The sequence below is a fragment of the Alphaproteobacteria bacterium LSUCC0684 genome (assembly GCA_041228335.1).
Taxonomy (GTDB): Bacteria; Pseudomonadota; Alphaproteobacteria; order Puniceispirillales; family UBA1172.
Genome location: CP166130.1, coordinates 1054002 through 1070811 on the forward strand (window position 1 = coordinate 1054002; position 16810 = coordinate 1070811).

General features: G+C 47.3%; 16 protein-coding genes. 6 read left to right on the plus strand and 10 right to left on the minus strand.

The window, feature by feature from the left end; all coding sequences use genetic code 11:
• Positions 1-25 precede the first annotated feature (25 nt).
• The 5 genes from AB8880_04960 to AB8880_04980 all read right to left on the minus strand — a co-directional run bounded on the left by AB8880_04960 (position 26) and on the right by AB8880_04980 (position 6706).
• On the minus strand, positions 26-1258 hold the full coding sequence (locus AB8880_04960; GenBank protein ID XDZ66746.1) for a type II secretion system F family protein: 1233 nt from the start codon (positions 1256-1258) through the stop codon (positions 26-28).
• Between the two features lie 81 nt (positions 1259-1339).
• Positions 1340-3037, minus strand: a complete 1698-nt coding sequence (locus AB8880_04965) for a GspE/PulE family protein (GenBank protein XDZ66747.1) — start codon at positions 3035-3037, stop codon at positions 1340-1342.
• A 24-nt stretch (positions 3038-3061) separates the two neighbouring features.
• Positions 3062-4096, minus strand: a complete 1035-nt coding sequence (locus AB8880_04970; protein ID XDZ66748.1) for a hypothetical protein — start codon at positions 4094-4096, stop codon at positions 3062-3064.
• 67 nt (positions 4097-4163) lie between these two features.
• Positions 4164-5105, minus strand: a complete 942-nt coding sequence (locus AB8880_04975; protein XDZ66749.1) for a hypothetical protein — start codon at positions 5103-5105, stop codon at positions 4164-4166.
• The gene (locus AB8880_04980; GenBank protein ID XDZ66750.1) at positions 5102-6706 is read right to left on the minus strand and encodes a PilN domain-containing protein; all 1605 of its coding nucleotides are present in this window, start codon (positions 6704-6706) and stop codon (positions 5102-5104) included. The genes AB8880_04975 and AB8880_04980 overlap by 4 nt, the downstream gene beginning before the upstream one ends.
• Positions 6707-6803: 97 nt before the next feature.
• Between AB8880_04980 and AB8880_04985 the strand changes: the two genes are divergently transcribed.
• Positions 6804-7268, plus strand: a complete 465-nt coding sequence (locus AB8880_04985; GenBank protein XDZ66751.1) for a hypothetical protein — start codon at positions 6804-6806, stop codon at positions 7266-7268.
• A gap of 18 nt (positions 7269-7286) precedes the next feature.
• Here the strand turns inward: AB8880_04985 and AB8880_04990 are convergent, their stop codons facing one another.
• The 4 genes from AB8880_04990 to AB8880_05005 are packed head-to-tail and all read right to left on the minus strand — an operon-like array spanning position 7287 to position 12502.
• Positions 7287-10385, minus strand: coding sequence for a type II secretion system protein GspD (locus AB8880_04990; GenBank protein ID XDZ66752.1), 3099 nt, complete (start codon positions 10383-10385; stop codon positions 7287-7289).
• Complete coding sequence (locus tag AB8880_04995; protein ID XDZ66753.1) at positions 10342-10950, minus strand: hypothetical protein; 609 nt, start codon at positions 10948-10950, stop codon at positions 10342-10344. Before AB8880_04995 ends, AB8880_04990 begins: the two co-directional genes overlap by 44 nt.
• Positions 10951-11000: 50 nt before the next feature.
• Positions 11001-11822, minus strand: coding sequence for an A24 family peptidase (locus AB8880_05000; protein XDZ66754.1), 822 nt, complete (start codon positions 11820-11822; stop codon positions 11001-11003).
• Between the two features lie 14 nt (positions 11823-11836).
• Positions 11837-12502 (minus strand): tetratricopeptide repeat protein, encoded by a 666-nt coding sequence (locus tag AB8880_05005; GenBank protein XDZ66755.1) that lies wholly within the window; start codon positions 12500-12502, stop codon positions 11837-11839.
• A gap of 93 nt (positions 12503-12595) precedes the next feature.
• On the opposite strand from AB8880_05005, the gene AB8880_05010 reads away from it, so the two are divergent.
• The 5 genes from AB8880_05010 to AB8880_05030 all read left to right on the plus strand — a co-directional run bounded on the left by AB8880_05010 (position 12596) and on the right by AB8880_05030 (position 16512).
• The gene (locus tag AB8880_05010) at positions 12596-13594 is read left to right on the plus strand and encodes a type IV pilus twitching motility protein PilT (protein ID XDZ66756.1); all 999 of its coding nucleotides are present in this window, start codon (positions 12596-12598) and stop codon (positions 13592-13594) included.
• Positions 13595-13725: 131 nt separating this feature from the next.
• The gene (locus tag AB8880_05015; protein XDZ66757.1) at positions 13726-14259 is read left to right on the plus strand and encodes a type IV pilin protein; all 534 of its coding nucleotides are present in this window, start codon (positions 13726-13728) and stop codon (positions 14257-14259) included.
• A 41-nt stretch (positions 14260-14300) separates the two neighbouring features.
• A complete protein-coding gene (locus AB8880_05020; GenBank protein ID XDZ66758.1) occupies positions 14301-14783 on the plus strand; it encodes an STAS domain-containing protein in 483 nt (160 codons plus the stop codon).
• Positions 14784-14803: 20 nt separating this feature from the next.
• Positions 14804-16090 carry a SpoIIE family protein phosphatase gene (locus AB8880_05025; protein XDZ66759.1) on the plus strand — a complete coding sequence of 429 codons (1287 nt, stop codon included), beginning with the start codon at positions 14804-14806 and terminating at the stop codon, positions 16088-16090.
• Positions 16087-16512, plus strand: coding sequence for an ATP-binding protein (locus tag AB8880_05030; GenBank protein ID XDZ66760.1), 426 nt, complete (start codon positions 16087-16089; stop codon positions 16510-16512). Before AB8880_05025 ends, AB8880_05030 begins: the two co-directional genes overlap by 4 nt.
• A 1-nt stretch (position 16513) precedes the next feature.
• Here the strand turns inward: AB8880_05030 and AB8880_05035 are convergent, their stop codons facing one another.
• On the minus strand, positions 16514-16753 hold the full coding sequence (locus tag AB8880_05035; protein XDZ66761.1) for a hypothetical protein: 240 nt from the start codon (positions 16751-16753) through the stop codon (positions 16514-16516).
• Positions 16754-16810 lie beyond the last annotated feature (57 nt).

The following is a 16810-nucleotide window of genomic DNA, read 5'->3' on the forward strand; positions in this document are numbered from 1 at the left end:
GATGAAAGCGCCCTTTTCCCATCGGTCAGGAAAAGGCGTCGCCGGCGGAGAAAATCGGCAGATATAACGCTACCACCATTACGCCGATCATTGCCCCCACAAAGACGATCATCAAAGGTTCGATAATGGCTGAAAGGCCCTCAACGACTGTGTCGAATTCCTCTTCATAGTATCTTGCAATGGACGTCAGCATTTCGTCCATGTTGCCGGTGCGCTCACCCACGGCCAGAAGTTGCGACAAGGCGAGGGGAAAGGCAGGTTCATCCCGGAACAGCGTCGAAAGTTCTAGCCCGCTGGTTATTCTCCCCCTGATCCGGCTGGTGGCATCTACAAAAACCAGATTTCCTGAGACGGTTTGTGCCACTTCGAGCGTATCGATCACACTGACACCTGCGGCCAGGAGATTTGCCATGAGCAGGGACATTCGGGCTATGGTCGCCTTCATGATAATATCACCGAAAAGAGGGAGTTTCAGAAAAATACGTCCTTTCATCTTGAGATACGGGCGCAGAAATCTTGAAAGGAGTCTGTCGGCAAGCCAGATCGTAAAAGCGGTGCCTGAAACAAAAGCAAGGTTGCTTCCATCCCTGATCCAGTCCGATGCATCGACAATTTTCTGGGTTGGAGCAGGGAGTTCGGCACCAAGTCCTTCGTACATTTCCTGAAATGTCGGGACAACGCGGGTCAGCATGCCATAGGAGATAAGCAGGGTAATCACCACCAAGGTGACCGGATAAAACATGGCAGTTTTTATTCCAGCCCGAATTTTCTGTTGTTTTTCCAGCATTTCAACAAGTCGGTCGAGAAAACTGTCCAGCTTTCCGGATATTTCACCTGCATCTACCATGTTGATGTAAACGTTATCGAAATGGCGAACATGATCCCGAAATGCCGCCGAAAGTGAAGCTCCACTATTTAATCGGCTGATCATCTTACCGATAACGGCGATGAGATTCTTGTTCCTGGTCTGTTCCCTGACAAGAATAAGAGCATCCATGATCGGCAAACCGGAACGAATCATCGTTGCCAGTTTTTTGGAGAAAATCAGAATTTCCTTTCGCGGAATTGATCCGAAGGGACCCCAGGTGATCTGGAGATCAAGTGCCGATGGTGTTTTGTCTTTCAGGCGGATGAGTGTGATTTCCCTCATGCCTTCAGCTCGAAGCTTCGAGCGTGCCTCTACCGGCCCATTAGCGGCGATTTCACCCTTCATGTGGCGGCCATTCTTCTTGCCTTTGTATCTGAATGTGGTGGGCATGGCCGGATCCTGATCATATGCAAGTATAGAACACAGGAAATGAAGGTTGTACTCTCCCTTCGGATCAACATGAGTTTGGGATCAACCTAGCACCAGGACTCTTGTGTATTCCTCCACACTGATCAGTTTTTCACGGATCATGTCTCGGGCAATCTCCTGCATGGTTTTAAACCCATCTACCCGAGCAGCGCTCAGAATCTCCTGCGGGTTTGCTCCATTCAGGATGGCTCCTTCCAGTTCTGAATTAATCTTGAGAACTTCGTAAATTCCCCGTCGACCCTTATAGCCTGTGTGGTTGCAGACATCGCATCCAGCGCCACGATGAGGAATTACATTCCCGGCCTGGTCTTCCGAAAATCCGAGACGGATAAGGCTTTCCGGGCTGGCGGCATTATCTTCAACAAGGCAGTTCGAACAATTGGCACGAGCCAGTCGCTGAGCAACAATCAGTGATACCGCCGCCGAAACCATGAAAGGCGGCACGCCCATGTTCATGAGCCGGGATATCGTCGAGATGGCATCGTTTGTATGAAGTGTTGACAATAAAAGGTGCCCGGTGAGAGCTGCCTTGATCGCAATATCCACGGTTTCCTGATCACGTATCTCACCCACAAGAATGACTTCGGGGTCCTGGCGAAGAAATGCCCGCAGAATATTGGAAAAGGTGAGCCCTATCTTTTCATTAGCCTGAACCTGACCTATTCCTTCAAGGTAATATTCAACCGGGTCTTCAGCAGTCATGATATTAAGCGCGGGATTGTTTATCCACTGGAGCGCACCGTAAAGCGTGGTCGTTTTGCCTGACCCGGTTGGTCCGGTCACCAGAACCATACCTTGCGGGGCTGAAATCGCCTCCAATACTTTCTTAAAACTTGTTTCTGAGAGTCCGATACTATCCAGTTTCAAAGCGGGATCACCCTTGAGAATACGCATGACAATGCGCTCACCATTCTTCCCTGGCAGGACATTGAAACGGAAATCAATGTCTTCACTTTCATGCCGGATGGTGATGGCCCCGTCCTGGGGAAGCCGTTTTTCCGAAATATCGCAATCAGCCTGAATTTTTAATCGCGTGATAACGCTGAGATAATGACGGGTGAGAAAGTCTGAAAATTCATTCCTCACAACAAGTCTTCCATCAATCCGAAAGCGAAGGCGGGCGGTTTCGCGAAAGATTTCGATATGAATATCACTGGCATTGCAATTTATGGCGGTAAGCAGAATATCATCACAGAATTTCGGGATTCTTTCTTCATTTTCCGGCTGGTATCTGCCCCGGCGACTTCGTGAAGGGCCTGCGTGAAGACGGGGTTGTGCCTCATCAGATTTTTTGGGATCAAGCACCAGCCGCAGTTTTTCATGTGCTCGCAAATTCTCGAAAGTTGAAAGCGGGATCAATTGGAATTCAATATTGTAATTTGAAAGAGATTTGAAATTTCCGGCTTGAGATGAAGTTGTAGGATCAACGATGGCCACTTTAAGAAATCTTCCTTCAACGGCATAAGGAAGTGCTTTGTTGGTTTCAATTACGTCTTTTGGCAGAAGGCTAACCGCGCGACTACCCGGATTGAGTTTCAGCCGCCGAATTGCATAGGCACGGGATAGCACCGTCTGCACAAGATCCTCATCTATGTTGCCATCTTGAAGAAGAGCCTCAAGCACATCACTTGGGGCGCTAAGCTCATCTTGAACCATTTTCAGTTTTTCCAGATCAAGACGGTTGGCGGTTTTCAGAACGCGGATCACTTTCTCAGCCACATCATCTTTATAGATGGTCATTCATTTCCCTTTCCCGGTTTTGGCTTAGTTCTGATTGATTAGTAAATCAGCTGCAGTCTTGGAGGAGTGTTTTCCTGTTCCATTTTGAGATTCATTTTTGATCTCCGGTTCAGGCAGTTGCGGATCAAGCGACGGTATCAGGTTGCTGTTCTGGCTGTTTCCTGTCTGAAAAGCTTCTTCGGGAATAAATGTCGTCGGCAGTTTTGCAATATTCCCAATCTGATCCACCAGCATGATCCCACTTGGGATGATCTTTACGGCGATGGCGCCATTACTGCCAATCGTTTCACCTTCCCGGATGGTGATAATCTGGTTGGCGGCGGCAGCAAGATCAAAAACGGCACGATCTTTAAGCACATTAGCAACCGTTTCAGGGGAAAGACGGATGATTGCGGATGAAGTGAAGCTTTTGTTCGGTTCATCTCCGGGATAGTGGAGAAGAGCATGGCAGTTGCTGACCTGGCCTTCTGTAAAGTCAATCAGAAGATCACAAAACCCTTCTGCATGGCTGATGCTCCGAAAGGGGCCGAGATCCAGATCAACTTCTTTCCTCCTGTCTTTTGTAGATATGATGAAATACATGTCCATGAAATCGCTATAGGACGTCATCAGGTCAATTGCTTGCTGGCGGGCTTGATCAATGGATAAATCCTGCCCGACCCGCAGATACGGCAGAAGCGGTTTTACCCCGGCCTTTTCATTGACACTGGAATTTCTAAAATGGATATCAACTATCGATGGGCGTGCCAGCGCAAGGCCCATTACCCGGAACCGAGAGGCAATAACTGCTGCCTGGCTTTCCTTTCCCAAAAGTGCTTTGCCGATTTTTTCTTCTGCCAGGAAATTCAACTCCTGGCCGCCAAATATCAGACCGCCCGTTGCATCGTCTGCCGCACGCTTCAAGTCACGCGAAAATGGGTCGTCAATATCGAGAACTTCTGGAGGCGTGGTATCAATTACCGCCTGGCTGGAATTTACGGCATCTGTTTCCGCCTTAAGCATGCCTGCGCTTTGCCCAGCCAATAGCAACCCGATGATGAATTTATGGTAAAAATTCATGACAATATTCTAATGTAATGACCGGTTTGCGAAAAAGGTCATATGCCTTGCCATGAAGGATGATTGCCTATCCTTTGAGCCTTCCGGTTTTGGCCAATCTGATATGGATGTTAAGGGTGGATTTTTCTGGCGGTGCTATCAGGGTCTCTTCAAGGATTTGTGCACCGCCACTCATGTCTTTCAACTGATCTCGAAGTGCAAGCCAGTCAAGAAATGCTGTTTCCACTTCGAGTGTCAGCGCTAGTGTTTTTGTCCCGGGCAGGTCGTTATCCTTCTCTTCGATACGATGATGTCGAAGTTTGGCTTGAGGAGCAGTGCTGAGCTGATGGGCCATCGCGGAAAAAGTTTTGCGGATATCTGGTATCGTTTCAAATGCGGCAAAACTGGTCTCTGCCTGTTGAGCTAATGACTGCCTGCGTTTCAGCAAGGCAGATAATCTGGGTTGATCCGAATTGATCTGTTGGGCCAGATCACCGGATTGCTTGCCTATATCCTGATTGATTTTTGTCTCGGGAATAAAAAAAACAGTATTGATGATAATGGTTCCTGCATTAATGAATAGAAATATTGATAAAGTGAAAACCAGTTGTGGAATATTGGTGCCGTTGCATTCGCGCAAATAACGGCGACGTGAAAACCGGTATTGCTGCAGGGGCTTTCGATGTGCGGTAGTCGTCGTCTGACAAGGCTGTTTTCCTTTGGGTCTCAGTGTGCCAGCTTTGGGTCGGCGTCGAAAAAATAGAAATTTTGAATTCAGGTTTATTTCATTTTTATCAATGATTTTTGAATCAATATTAATGCTGTTTACAGGTTTAAGGTGTTCTTCTTTTTGTTGTGACGGCTGATTTGATTCAGGCTCTCCGTATTTTTCCTCAAGTCTTTTAAGCAGTTGTTCTGCGTCGCGGGAAAGTTCCGCTGGCCCGGGATGGTTTTTTTTATCCATCACGTCATTCAAGTCTCCTGCAGTATGGTTTTTACCTTCAGATTTCTGGCGAAATAGAAATTTCATTCTGTCTTCCTCAGCTTTCCGATTAGGGTAAAGGAGATGAAATCTTTATCTTTGACGGTCTCTATGCTGCTCTGATCGATGAAGCCACTTTGATGTAATTCCTGCTGAAAAAGGGTGATAGCCTGTTCCATCCTGGCAAAGCCGGTAATTTTAACTTCATTTGATTGCTTCATTTCAAGAGAGGCAAGTTCCATCCTGTCTGGAAGTAGATCGGGCAGGGTTTCAAGAAATGAAGTCCTGAAAGATGAAGATTGAAGAATTCGCATAATTTCAATTTCATGACCAATCTTCTGGAGCGCTTCCATCGCCTCATTAATCTGGGCATTTATATGATCTGAGTTGAATTCAAGACTTTTGTAATCACGGCTGATCCGCTCACTATCAATGTATTGGGGTACAATGAAGCCAGCTGTCCATCCTGCAAGCAGAAAAATAGATATCATCAGGCCGCGTGAAAATGTTGTCGTAATGACGGAGATCTGACGATTGCGTTGCAGTATTTTGTGGCGAGGAAGAATATTTACTGAAAAAGGGGTGTGCCCTTTTTCTCCATAGATGCCCAATTTCTGCAAACTGGTCCCAATTGTAGATGCAAATTTAGTTGGGTTACTGCACCTATCTGCACATGCACTTGCCTGAAGCGACAGGCTTATTCCTTGAAATGGATTCCACAGAATGAGAGGGGCCAGATCAAACTGTTTGCTGAGAAGCGGCAGAATATTCTCACATTTGTCATATTCGGAGACAAGATACACCTTTGACGGAGGTTCGAAATCCTGCTCTTCCTTAAGATAGAGAATTGCCTGGCGGATAACGTTCGCTACTCGTCCTGAAACCTCTTCCCAGAAATCTCCCTCAAGAGGGTTTGTTTCTCTTGCCTGATCCAGCAGAACCAGATCAAATTCGCTGATCTCAAGCTTGATACGATGCACGTGGTGGCGCTCAAAAGCCAAACACTGGCAGAAGTTACGGTCAAGCTGAATGATCATCTGACCCTGCCGCTGGTCTTCTATTGGCAGGGTTATGTATCTAAGATTGATTAGTGAGAGCGCATCGCTTTCAAGAAAAACTGGATTGAGATGGGCAGCAAGCACAATATCTATCCAAGGCTGGATATGTGCGCTTTCAGCAAAGGTAAGAAGAATACGGGTCAGGTCATCATCTTCTGAAGACTGAAGGATTTGAAACGATAAAACGGGGTCGTCAAATTTTTCCAGATCAGGTTCATACTCGATCCAGAAAGCCATGTCTTTTGTTTCTCGGGTAATTTCCTTGGGGCTGAGATACGGCAGATTAATCTCACGGATCTGAATAATCTGCCCGGGGATGATAATTGCAGCATCAACTACCGTAAGGCCGATTTGATCCTTCAAACTCCGGATAGCATCAGTGATCATCTCCTGATTTAGATGGATGGCGGCAGGATCAACTGGTCGCGGTAAACGAATATTGCCAAGGGTAATGACATGGAAGCTCTTGCCACTTGCCCTTATTTCAGCAATGGAAATTTCCTGATGGTGAAGTTTGATGGCAACGACGGCATCAATCTTTCCGCCTAGCGGTTTTAGTACTTTTGAGATCTTGGCAAGTGAATTTGGCATCTTAAACTTGCTTTTAACTTGATTGCAAAGGTAGAAAGATAATGGTTAGCGTGTTGCCGGCAGTCTTAACTGAAAAAACGCTCGATCTGGTATAACGATGCAATGGTTTCAAGACATCAAGGATAAGATTCTCCAAGGGGCATCGTTTTTGCTTGAGGCAGGAAACACTCTCACCGATCACGCCCTCAGCATCGGGATCAGTAAAGAAGCACTTGCCCTGATGGTTATTGGGGGCGGGATTTCGCTTCTGCTGCTCCTGTTTCTGATTATAATGCTGATGTTCAGGGCCACACCAACGTCTCAACAGGGGAATCCACGACTTGGAGCCGATGCAGATGATGCAATTTCCTTGACAGAAACAACTTCGAGAACGATGGGCGCAGAAACGATTGCCCCTGAGGAAAGAGAAATTTCGGAAATTGAGAATAGTCAGGATGAGCTTGCTCAAATAGAGCGAGACATGATCACCTTGCGTGAACTCCATGATGCCGGGCGAATAGATGCCTCGGTTTTTCTGGAAGAGACCAGAGATCTTTATCAAAAAGCCAAATCGCTGTTCTGATCTCAAATTTATCATGTTTTACCTCAGGTTTTGATTGATTGCCGGAAGGCGTGCAGAATTTGCGTCTGTCTTGCCGATTTCAGGCTCAATTACCGTTGGTGCCATGAGGATAATCATCTCCTCAACGGAGTTGGCTATATTATCTTCACCTCCCAGCAGAAATGATGTTGGCAACCCAGAGGTGGTGGTACCGGGCAGGCCCGTTACGTTCACGCTGTCAGCTTGTTTGAAAAGACCGGCCATAATAATCACGTCTCCTGGGGCCGCCACAAATCTTGTTTTGATGAAATCAGATTTTTCTCCGGTATCAGCGGTGACGCTGGCAAGTGGCGCATCAAAGGAGGAATCGGTAAGCTCATACTCAATCGTGACGTTGTTGTTGTTGGGGTTGATCTGGATCTTTTTCACATCGAGTTTGAATTTTACCTCTTTCTTCTCGGGCCGGTTATTCGTGATATTGACAAGATTTCCGTTTGCATCCGTGATCTGCTCAATCACCGGAATGATGACGGTTTTCTTCAAGGTTCGGGAGACCTCGGCTTGGCCACCATCTTCCACCAGAATAGTCGGACTTGAGATCGTTCGCCCAAGATTGTTGGTTTCAATGAAATCTACCAGTGCCTGAACCTGATGATTGGGGGAGATCAATCCGGAAACAAAACCACCTGGGTTGCCGGAGGTGACCGTATGGCTGAGTTCGGTCAAATCACGGCGAAGAAAGAACTCTTCGGTATCTTCAAGATTTTCAGCAAGTGCATCGGTCTGGAAGGTAAGATTGAGGCGGCGGCCGAAATCCCTCGTGATATTGATCATGAAGACTTCGATGAGAACCTGTCGCTGAGGCTGGTCAAATTCCTCAATGAGCTTGAGTACAAGTTCTATATCTGAAATCAGTCCATAGACAACAAAGCCCGAAAAGTCATCGGCGCGAACATAATGGGGAGAATGGGCCGCTGGATCTTCAGCGCAGCTTTCATTAATCCTGTTTGCTTCTCCTGTTGCGCGGCGTTCATCAACTCGTGCAGTAGTTAAGTTGGAAATTGAATGGTTATTTATGTCATCTGGTAAAGTATCTTTACCAGTCTCAGTATTTGCTGGCGTTTCTGGTTTATCCTGAACGAGGCTTTCATCTGGACTGATCGAAAGTTTACTGGCGTTATTGGAAAAATAACTTTCCAGAATAGCTTCGATTTTCGTGACCGATGTCTCACCCCCAAAGACAGCTATCTTCTCACTGAAGACTTCCCGCCCTGGATGAATACAGGGATCATGAACAGCAATGGTCTCAAGTTCCGGAAAGGTGGAAGTAAGATAGTGAAGGTTTCTAACATCACTGGCCCCCCCGGTCCGAAGGGCAGATTGCCCGTGGCCAAAGGTGGCAGGGATAATTTCGGTATCATAGGTTTTAAGTTTATCCATAAGGTCGAGACGAAAAAGCGTAAGGTGATGTAGAGATGAGGACAGGACTTCACCGCCAGTGTTTCGAGGAAAGTCTGCGGCCTGATCCAGGAAGGTGCTGGCCTTGCCATCAAGCAAATGCTGGGCGAGAGCAAACATTTCAAGAAGCCTTCTTCGATCATCCTTAAGTTGCTCCAGCTTTTTCATCCCGGTCAGTGTGGGTTGCGGGAGATTTGCCTGCATAGGTAAGGTCAAGGTATGATCAGCAAAGTTTCCATCTATATGACCGGCAAGTTCGCGAAGCCAATCCTGCTTTTTCCTGAATGATGCGAGTGTAGATAAAGCGGCAAGGTCAGCCAGAAAGGTATTAAGCAGTTGGCCTGTTGTATCCTGTCCGAGAGTAGGAAGCATCACTTCGAGGTCGACCAACTCTTGTGGTATCAGGTTTGAGACATTCTCATCTTGAGGCATGTCGTTCTTTATCTGATTGATAATATTCAGCAATGAGGTCAGGATATCTTGATGGTGTTCAAGTTCGGTAAGTCGTCGAGTTTTATGCAGGTATGAATTATAGTTTTCAATAGCTTGCCTGATTTTATTTATGTGATTATTAAATTCTAAATCGCTTGTTATCTGGGCAACTTCAAGATCGCTGTCGTACAGGATCGAAACATTGTGCTGATGAAAAACTGCATCGAGAATAGAAAGGATACGAGCTTCGGTATCTAGACTGAAGTTCCTTTCCATGTTCTCAACCTCATGTGAGATAAGAACGGGAAGTCCGGCATGGCCAGCAAGGAAGCGAATTGCTTCAGCAAGGGAGAGATGGTGAAAGCGAACCCAGACAACAGGATTGGGCAGATTGATATCAAGATTGGCAATTTTGCTTGACATCAATCCGGTTGAGTTGCTGCCAATGAGAGCAAGATCCGGCGGCAGATCAAGATATCCATCCTGGTCCCGCGTCAGATTCATCCCGAAAATTTGGCCGGGCGTTGGCTGCTGAAGGCCGGGTATCTGTTTTTGTTGGAGGTTGCGGATTTCATCCTCAAGTCTTCCTATTTGTTGATGCAATTCTTGGCTCAGCGCGTCGGTTGAGGATGCAAATTTGCTCAAATTGTTATTTATTGAAGTATCAATTTCAGCAATCTGTGTCTGAAGATTTGCATTGAGATCCTGTGTTGCGGCAATGAAGTTCTTATCGATTGTCTTGAGTTGGGAGAAAAGATATTGCTCAAGCTGCAAGCCTTGTCGAATGATGTAATTCGCCCGGTCACTGGTGGTATCAGGGTTTTCACGCTTGTCAGTAGCAGGCGGATCATATGTGAGTTCTGGTTCTGACTGAGATAGCGCAAGGGACGAATTTCTAAACCCATGAATGCTGGAAAGGCGTTTAAGGGTGCTGATAAAGCTCGTGTTATAAAAGCTGTCTTGATGATATCGAACCTGAAGCAATTGACGGCGAGGCTTGGGTTTCGGCAGTTGTGTTGTTGCTGAATTGTTCCGGCTGAGTGGTGCAATCAAGCGTTCCTGCACAAGTTTGCGTGACTCATCGAGGCTGACATCCTGGGGTAGCCGGGCCGGACCACCGCAAGATGCTAGCACCAGCAGTGCAAGAGTGATAATACTTGAATTAAGGAAGATAAACAGTCGAGGAGGTGAGCTGATCCCGGCTTTATTTCTTTCGCTTTTTCGGGGAAGTTTTATTTTCGGTATCATCAACTTCCCAATTCAGCCGGGTTAACTCATTCTTGATGGCGTGGCGCATGACATCTTCAAATTCATCATCGATGTACTGGCGAACCACATGACGGATCAGCGTCGAAAAAGCATCTCCAAAAGCATATTCAGGACTTTGGGTTTGGCTATTATCCTGATGGGATGGTCGAATACGCGAAACGGCTTCCATCCGGGTTTTGACATTGTCAAAATCTTCGGTCTCGGCGATGTCAGGGCCGGCAAGTGCGGCGGTATTTACCCGTGCGGCGATTTCGTCGATTAAATCTTCTTCAGTTGGCAGAGCCTGATTTGTGTCAAATGCAGATGCTGAAATATCAGTTGATACCTTGCTTTCAGCATTAAAATGATCAATTTCTTCGGCAGATTGATTTTGATCAAGTTTTTCAGCTTGATACATAAGAGCATCTATCCGGCCCATGATCTCAGACCGGGCCGGATCAGGAACGGTTTCCTCAGGTGCGGTAATCTTTTCCGCTTCCTGCCATAAAGTTTTGATGCGGGCAAGCGCCGCATCCCTGTTTTGTGCTTGGTTTATGATGGTCATGATTAGAAAGCATTCTCCATGCAGATAATTGCTTTATGCAACTCAAAAACCTAAACATATACAATAAGCAATAGATTGATTATCGGCCAGCAAATAAAAACAAGAGAAACAAAACTGGCAAAGGGCAGGGCGGTCGAAGCGTTACCTCTACCCGTTCTGATCAGGATTAGCCCCGTAATCGCTCCAAGCATGGATGCGGTAATAAAAACCATCATAGCTGAGAATGGCCCGAGCCAGCATCCGACTGCGCCCAGTAACCAGATATCACCTTCGCCAAATCCATCCATCCCGCGCCAGAAGCGATAAAGCATGTTGATGGCTGAAAGCCCAAGTATCATCAGTATCATGCCCAGAAGTGCGCCGATTAATGTAACTGGCCAGAACGAGAATAAGGAGAGAACGCAACCTGCTGCCCCAAGAAGAAGCATCACCGGTAAATGGAGGATCATCCGGTCAAGATCAGTCAGGCCACATAGTAACATCAGGCTGCCTCCACCAATCCAGGCTAGTGCAACAGGCAGAGGATAGAGAAAGGCGATCATGAGGCAGAACCCGCCCATCACCAGTTCCGTCCAAAAATACAAGGGTGATATTCGAGCATTACAGAGACGGCATTTTCCATAATGATGAAGATAGCCGATCAAGGGGAGATTTTGCCGCCAAGACAGAGGTCTATTGCAATATTGGCAGGACGAAGGAGTGAAAATGAAATCGACACTTCTGTTCAGCCTTAGTGCCGCTGTATGGATGAATGAGCCAAGACTTATGCCTGCAATAAATACTGCGCCAAAGAAGACGGCGCCAAGGGTGCCCGAAAATTCAGGTATAGTGGCCGGAATGAAAAAAAATTCAAGGTGGTGGGAAAATATCACGGAGGCCTGTTTCCCTATGGTAGAGGGTAAAGTCGTTCCAAGGCAGTTGAACTGCCAGCGGCAACTGCTTTTTTCAACCAGGCTTCTGCCTTGAACAAAGCATTGGGGGAGCTTTTCTTTTCATAGTAGGTTGCCAGAATAAGCATGGCCGGAATTATCCCACCTTCGGCAGCGCAGGTAAGTTCTTTCAAGGTCTCGCGCGTCGGGATCTGCCGCTGTATTTTCTGTTGCGCGGCCAGAACGCAGGCCCTGGGGTCTTTTTTATTTAGCGCGGCTTTCAAATGATAAGACGCTTTAGCCTTATCTTGGACCGGATTCCGTTCATCCTGATAGAATAGCGCCAGTTCAAAATCTGCGCCTCGCGCCTGGCGCTGCCTCGCGCGCCACAACCATTTACCTGATTTCACGAAATTCTGCTTAACACCAGTACCTGAACGATAAAGGCTTCCGGTGAGGGTTGCGGCCTCGGGATGACCTAGACGAGCTGCAATTAACGCCCAGCCAAAAGCGTCGCTATGAAGCGTATCGTCATTTCTCCAACGTCTGTCTTCCAGGAGAAGTTTGGCAACTTCAACCATTGCCTCCGGACTGCCACGCCTTGCCAAAATAAGATGTTCGGCCAGGGTGTTATCTGGACTTTTCCCAGAAGTTGCTGCGGCACCAGCGCTGATGATCAGCATGCAAGTGATCTTAGTGGCTATTGCGAAAATCAGGCTGTGTGGAAGATTTAAGAACATTTCAAATATGTTTCCCGACCATGGCAGAGGAATGATATGGAAAACGCAATCTACGAATATCTTTTGGACATTATAACTACGCAAAAGGTTTCCGATTTTCATCTTCACGCCAATGCGCCGCTCGCCTTTCGCTCGGACGGGAAAATCATAAGACGTGAAGATCTCATCATCTCGCCGGATGAGATTGAGTCTTTCTTAAGGGTTGAACTGGGGGAAGAGGAATTTCAGCTCTTCAAATCCAACGGGGATGTTGATTTTGCGGTTCAATACAAAGGCCAGCGTTTTCGAGCCAGCGGCTATCGGATGATGGGGGGGTATGCGCTTGTTCTCAGGGTTATTGTTTCCGAGGTACCGCATATTGATATGCTAGGCCTGCCGGCGGCGGTGCATGATGTCTTGTCTGAAAGGGATGGACTCGTTCTGGTCACTGGAGCCACAGGTTCGGGTAAGTCCACGAGCCTTGCCGCGATGATCGACAAGATCAACCGTGAAAGAAGCGAGAATATCATCACCATAGAGGATCCAATCGAGTTTATTCATGTTTCACAGAAATCTCTGATCACTCAACGTGAGGTTGGACGTGATACAGAAAGTTTTGCCCGGGCACTTAAAGGTGCTTTGCGGCAGGATCCCGATATCATCCTCATGGGAGAGTTGCGGGATTATGAAACCGTTTCCATGGCAATGACGGCTGCGGAGACCGGACATCTTGTTTTTGGCACGCTTCATACAAATGGGGCACCGGAGACAATCAACCGAATTATCGATGTGTTTCCAGCCGCCGAACAACCACAGGCAAGGTCACAGCTTTCGCAGTCACTCCGTCTTGTTCTAACCCAGCGTCTCCTACCCAGGCAGGGTGGTGGCCGCATAGGTGCGTTCGAAGTCATGGTCAATGTCACGGCTGTTGCAAACCTTATCCGGGAGGCAAAAATCATACAGATTGAAACGATCATGCAGACAGGGGCTCAATATGGCATGATTACAATGGATAAGTATATTGATATTCTTAAACAAAAGAACCTAATCAATTAGATAACACCAAAAGCTAAATAAAAATCTTAAGCATAGAAAAGTCAGAATTTAGTTGCATTGGCGCATTTGATCCATCATTTCGGGAGACATGACTGGCTAATCTCAGCCACCTGAAATTGAGGTATTAAACTATGTCTTTTCCATCAAAACAAAAGGGTTTTTCCCTCATAGAGCTTCTGGTGGTGGTTGCCATCATCGGTATTCTGGCTTCCGTTGGTATAGTTGGCTATCAACGATATATCGACAGTACCAAGGCAGATGTTGCCAAAACAAACGCGCAGTCGGTGGCTCGCTGGATGAAAACGAGCGGCATTGCCCGTGCCGGGGGAATCGCGCTTGAACCTGAACAATGCAAGAAGGGCGTTGGTGATAACATGACCGCTTGTCTTTCCAATGCCACGGCAAGCACCGGACCTCTTGCTGATATCACTAATCCCTATCACAATGCGTATGATGCGAGCACAACCATTCATGATAATGCCAGCGTTTCTGGTAGCGAGGGAGATCCGAGTTGTAGCGATGCCAGCAATCATGGCAAGGTAGTTCTTCGGATGTCATCGGGCACATATGACCACAACTCCGACAGCAATGATATCGAAATCGGGTATTGCAACGGCAATGACGGCAATGGAGCCTTTGCCAGCGTAGACACGGTTACCTGGTAGAATGAGGGGAACGAGGCCTTCACGGGCCTCGTTTTTCAATAATGTATTCGATTGATATCATTGATGGCACAGCTCACCTGGTTCTTGCCGGGGATATTGACCTCCAGACAACCGCAGACCTTAAGGCTGAAATTCAGCAACTTTCAGGAATTGTGCTCTTGGAAATCAATGCCAGTTCCGTAAGATATATCGACTCGAGCGGTATTGCCGTGCTCTTGATAGCCCGACAGCGTTGCCATGAATATGGGATCGAATTGCAGGTGCCCGTGATCAGCGCTCCTGTTTTCCGGGTTCTGGAGGTGGCAAAGCTGGATACACTTCTTCCGATCGGAGAAGTGGTGCCGGTCGAGGATGCGGTAACGGAAAATTTTGGTCTCACCACGTTGGATGAAGTTGATCAAAAAGCCCCAAAGGATAAGGCGCTAACTGGTAGTGATATCGACAATAGCTTAACGGATCCGGATACAGACCTGAGCACTGATTCTGAAACGGCTCCTGATATCAAACCTGGGACATTTCGTTGAACTGGCGGGCCGCTTTCCCTATGATCGAAAAAAGCATCACCGAAAACATGGAAGAAACTAACGGGCTCAATCTGGTTGCCGGGCTCATGCAGAAGTTCGGGGAAACAGGCGATGCTGTGGTGGCCTTGCGATGGGCTCTGCCGAAAGTTCTGGAGGAGGTGAAGGCGGAGGCTGGATCCCTTTTTATGTACCGTGATGAGGATGCCATGCTTGAATGTGTGGTATGCCTAGGGCCGGTGGATATAACAGGCATGTTGGTACCGGTGGAGCAAGGGCTGGTTGGGCGGGCTTTTTCCACTGGTGAAGCTGAAATCGTATCCAACGCCGAAACAGATGGGGCGCATTACCATCTCGCAGATGCAAGATCAGGGTTTCGCACGATTACCACCATAACAGCCCCCGTAAAGCTGGGAGATGACCGCTTCGGCGTCATAGAGGCAATCAATCGCAGAAAAGAAAACATCTCTGAAACCATTTGTTTTTTTGAGCCTTCTGATCTCTCTCTGCTATCTTCACTTGCATCTGTACTCGCTATGGCAGTAGTCAACATGCGCCTCGCTGAAAAAGTTATTTCTGATCAGATACTGCAACGTGATCTTGATCAGGCAACCGAAGCGCAGGCAACCCTTATACCTGATATTGATCCAACGGGACATATCGCTGGGAAGGTCTTGCCTGCGCGGCAACTTTCCGGTGATTTCATGGATTTTCGGCATATTGGCTCCCGCATAATGTTCTGCCAGGGGGACGTGGCGGGTAAAGGAATTACAGCGGCGCTGTTGATGGCGCAGGTGGTCTCTGTTTTTCGTCTTCTGGCAAGGCAGGAGAAAAATATTCGCGTGATTGCAAGCCAGCTTAATGATGAATTTATTCGTAATGGCTCAGATCAATATATCACATTTGTTCTGGGATGGCTTGATATCCAAACAGGAGAGGCGGAGCTAATCAATTGTGGACACGGCCCGATCATCTGGCAGGATGACCAGACCGGTAAGATTGAAATGATCCCATCGCATACTGTGCCGCTTGGTATTGCTGATCTTTTTGTTGAAACACTTGTTCCATGGAAAGGAAATCTTGCCTGTTCCGCGCTTTATTTGGCTACCGATGGGATTACCGAAGCTCTTTCAGATGGCAAGGAGTTGGGAATTGAAGGTCTTGCTCAAATCATCAAAACTCACCGTAATCTTTCCAGCTCGAAGCGGGTTACCTCGATCATGCGCCGCTTCTTGGAAGGTAAGTTGATCACCCATGATGATGCAAGTCTTCTGGTCGTCACTGGCACGGGCCAGATGAGGGATGCATGATGAGCCCCCATGCCATGAGAACAATGTTCCCGGCGACACTTTCCAGTCTTGCTAAGAGCAGGAAATTCATCAGGCAGGCGTTAGTTTCATTTAATCTTGATGAATATGAGACGGATATCCAGCTGGCGGTCGGTGAAGTGATGCAGAACATTATCCGTCATGGATATGGAGGTGGGGATACTAGTGGCCAAATTACCATCAAGATCTACTGCAATCATTCCTCAAGGCAGATGTTTTGCTGGATAAGGGACACAGCCCCGCCGGCAATGGCAGGGGAGTGGTTTTCACATGAATTGCACCGCAAACCTGAAGATGGAGGACTAGGGCTTGGGCTGATACAAACTCTTACTGAAAAATATGAAATTACCTCCGGGCGAACGGGCAATCTTTTTCACCTGGTTTTTGCTCTTGAAGATGGCTGATCTATGAGAGTAAAAATACGGCAATCAGGTATCGCCATCCCTGAACTTCGATATGTTTTATGCCGCTGGCCTTCCAGTCTTTATTTTCTGGAACAGATGATACAACAAAGACAGGCGCCGTTCTTCCAGAAGATAGTGATCTGGGCTGGGGGCTGGCCATCATACACTCCTCATAAAATAAGAAAGCGTCTTTGTCGGGAAGTGACGCTAAATCCTCATTGCAATAGTTATCATCATCCATGGCATACTGTAGCGGTGGTCGTTCAGGCAGCGCTTATCGGGAGATGGGCAAGATTGC

Bases quoted from the DNA above. Each gene is read 5' to 3' on its own strand.
- AB8880_04960 (XDZ66746.1), bottom strand. From the start codon at position 1,258: ATGCCCACCACATTCAGATACAAAGGCAAGAAGAATGGCCGCCACATG.
- AB8880_04965 (XDZ66747.1), bottom strand. From the start codon at position 3,037: ATGACCATCTATAAAGATGATGTGGCTGAGAAAGTGATCCGCGTTCTG.
- AB8880_04970 (XDZ66748.1), bottom strand. From the start codon at position 4,096: ATGAATTTTTACCATAAATTCATCATCGGGTTGCTATTGGCTGGGCAA.
- AB8880_04975 (XDZ66749.1), bottom strand. From the start codon at position 5,105: ATGAAATTTCTATTTCGCCAGAAATCTGAAGGTAAAAACCATACTGCA.
- AB8880_04980 (XDZ66750.1), bottom strand. From the start codon at position 6,706: ATGCCAAATTCACTTGCCAAGATCTCAAAAGTACTAAAACCGCTAGGC.
- AB8880_04985 (XDZ66751.1), top strand. From the start codon at position 6,804: ATGCAATGGTTTCAAGACATCAAGGATAAGATTCTCCAAGGGGCATCG.
- AB8880_04990 (XDZ66752.1), bottom strand. From the start codon at position 10,385: ATGATACCGAAAATAAAACTTCCCCGAAAAAGCGAAAGAAATAAAGCC.
- AB8880_04995 (XDZ66753.1), bottom strand. From the start codon at position 10,950: ATGACCATCATAAACCAAGCACAAAACAGGGATGCGGCGCTTGCCCGC.
- AB8880_05005 (XDZ66755.1), bottom strand. From the start codon at position 12,502: ATGCTGATCATCAGCGCTGGTGCCGCAGCAACTTCTGGGAAAAGTCCA.
- AB8880_05010 (XDZ66756.1), top strand. From the start codon at position 12,596: ATGGAAAACGCAATCTACGAATATCTTTTGGACATTATAACTACGCAA.
- AB8880_05015 (XDZ66757.1), top strand. From the start codon at position 13,726: ATGTCTTTTCCATCAAAACAAAAGGGTTTTTCCCTCATAGAGCTTCTG.
- AB8880_05020 (XDZ66758.1), top strand. From the start codon at position 14,301: ATGTATTCGATTGATATCATTGATGGCACAGCTCACCTGGTTCTTGCC.
- AB8880_05025 (XDZ66759.1), top strand. From the start codon at position 14,804: ATGATCGAAAAAAGCATCACCGAAAACATGGAAGAAACTAACGGGCTC.
- AB8880_05030 (XDZ66760.1), top strand. From the start codon at position 16,087: ATGATGAGCCCCCATGCCATGAGAACAATGTTCCCGGCGACACTTTCC.
- AB8880_05035 (XDZ66761.1), bottom strand. From the start codon at position 16,753: ATGGATGATGATAACTATTGCAATGAGGATTTAGCGTCACTTCCCGAC.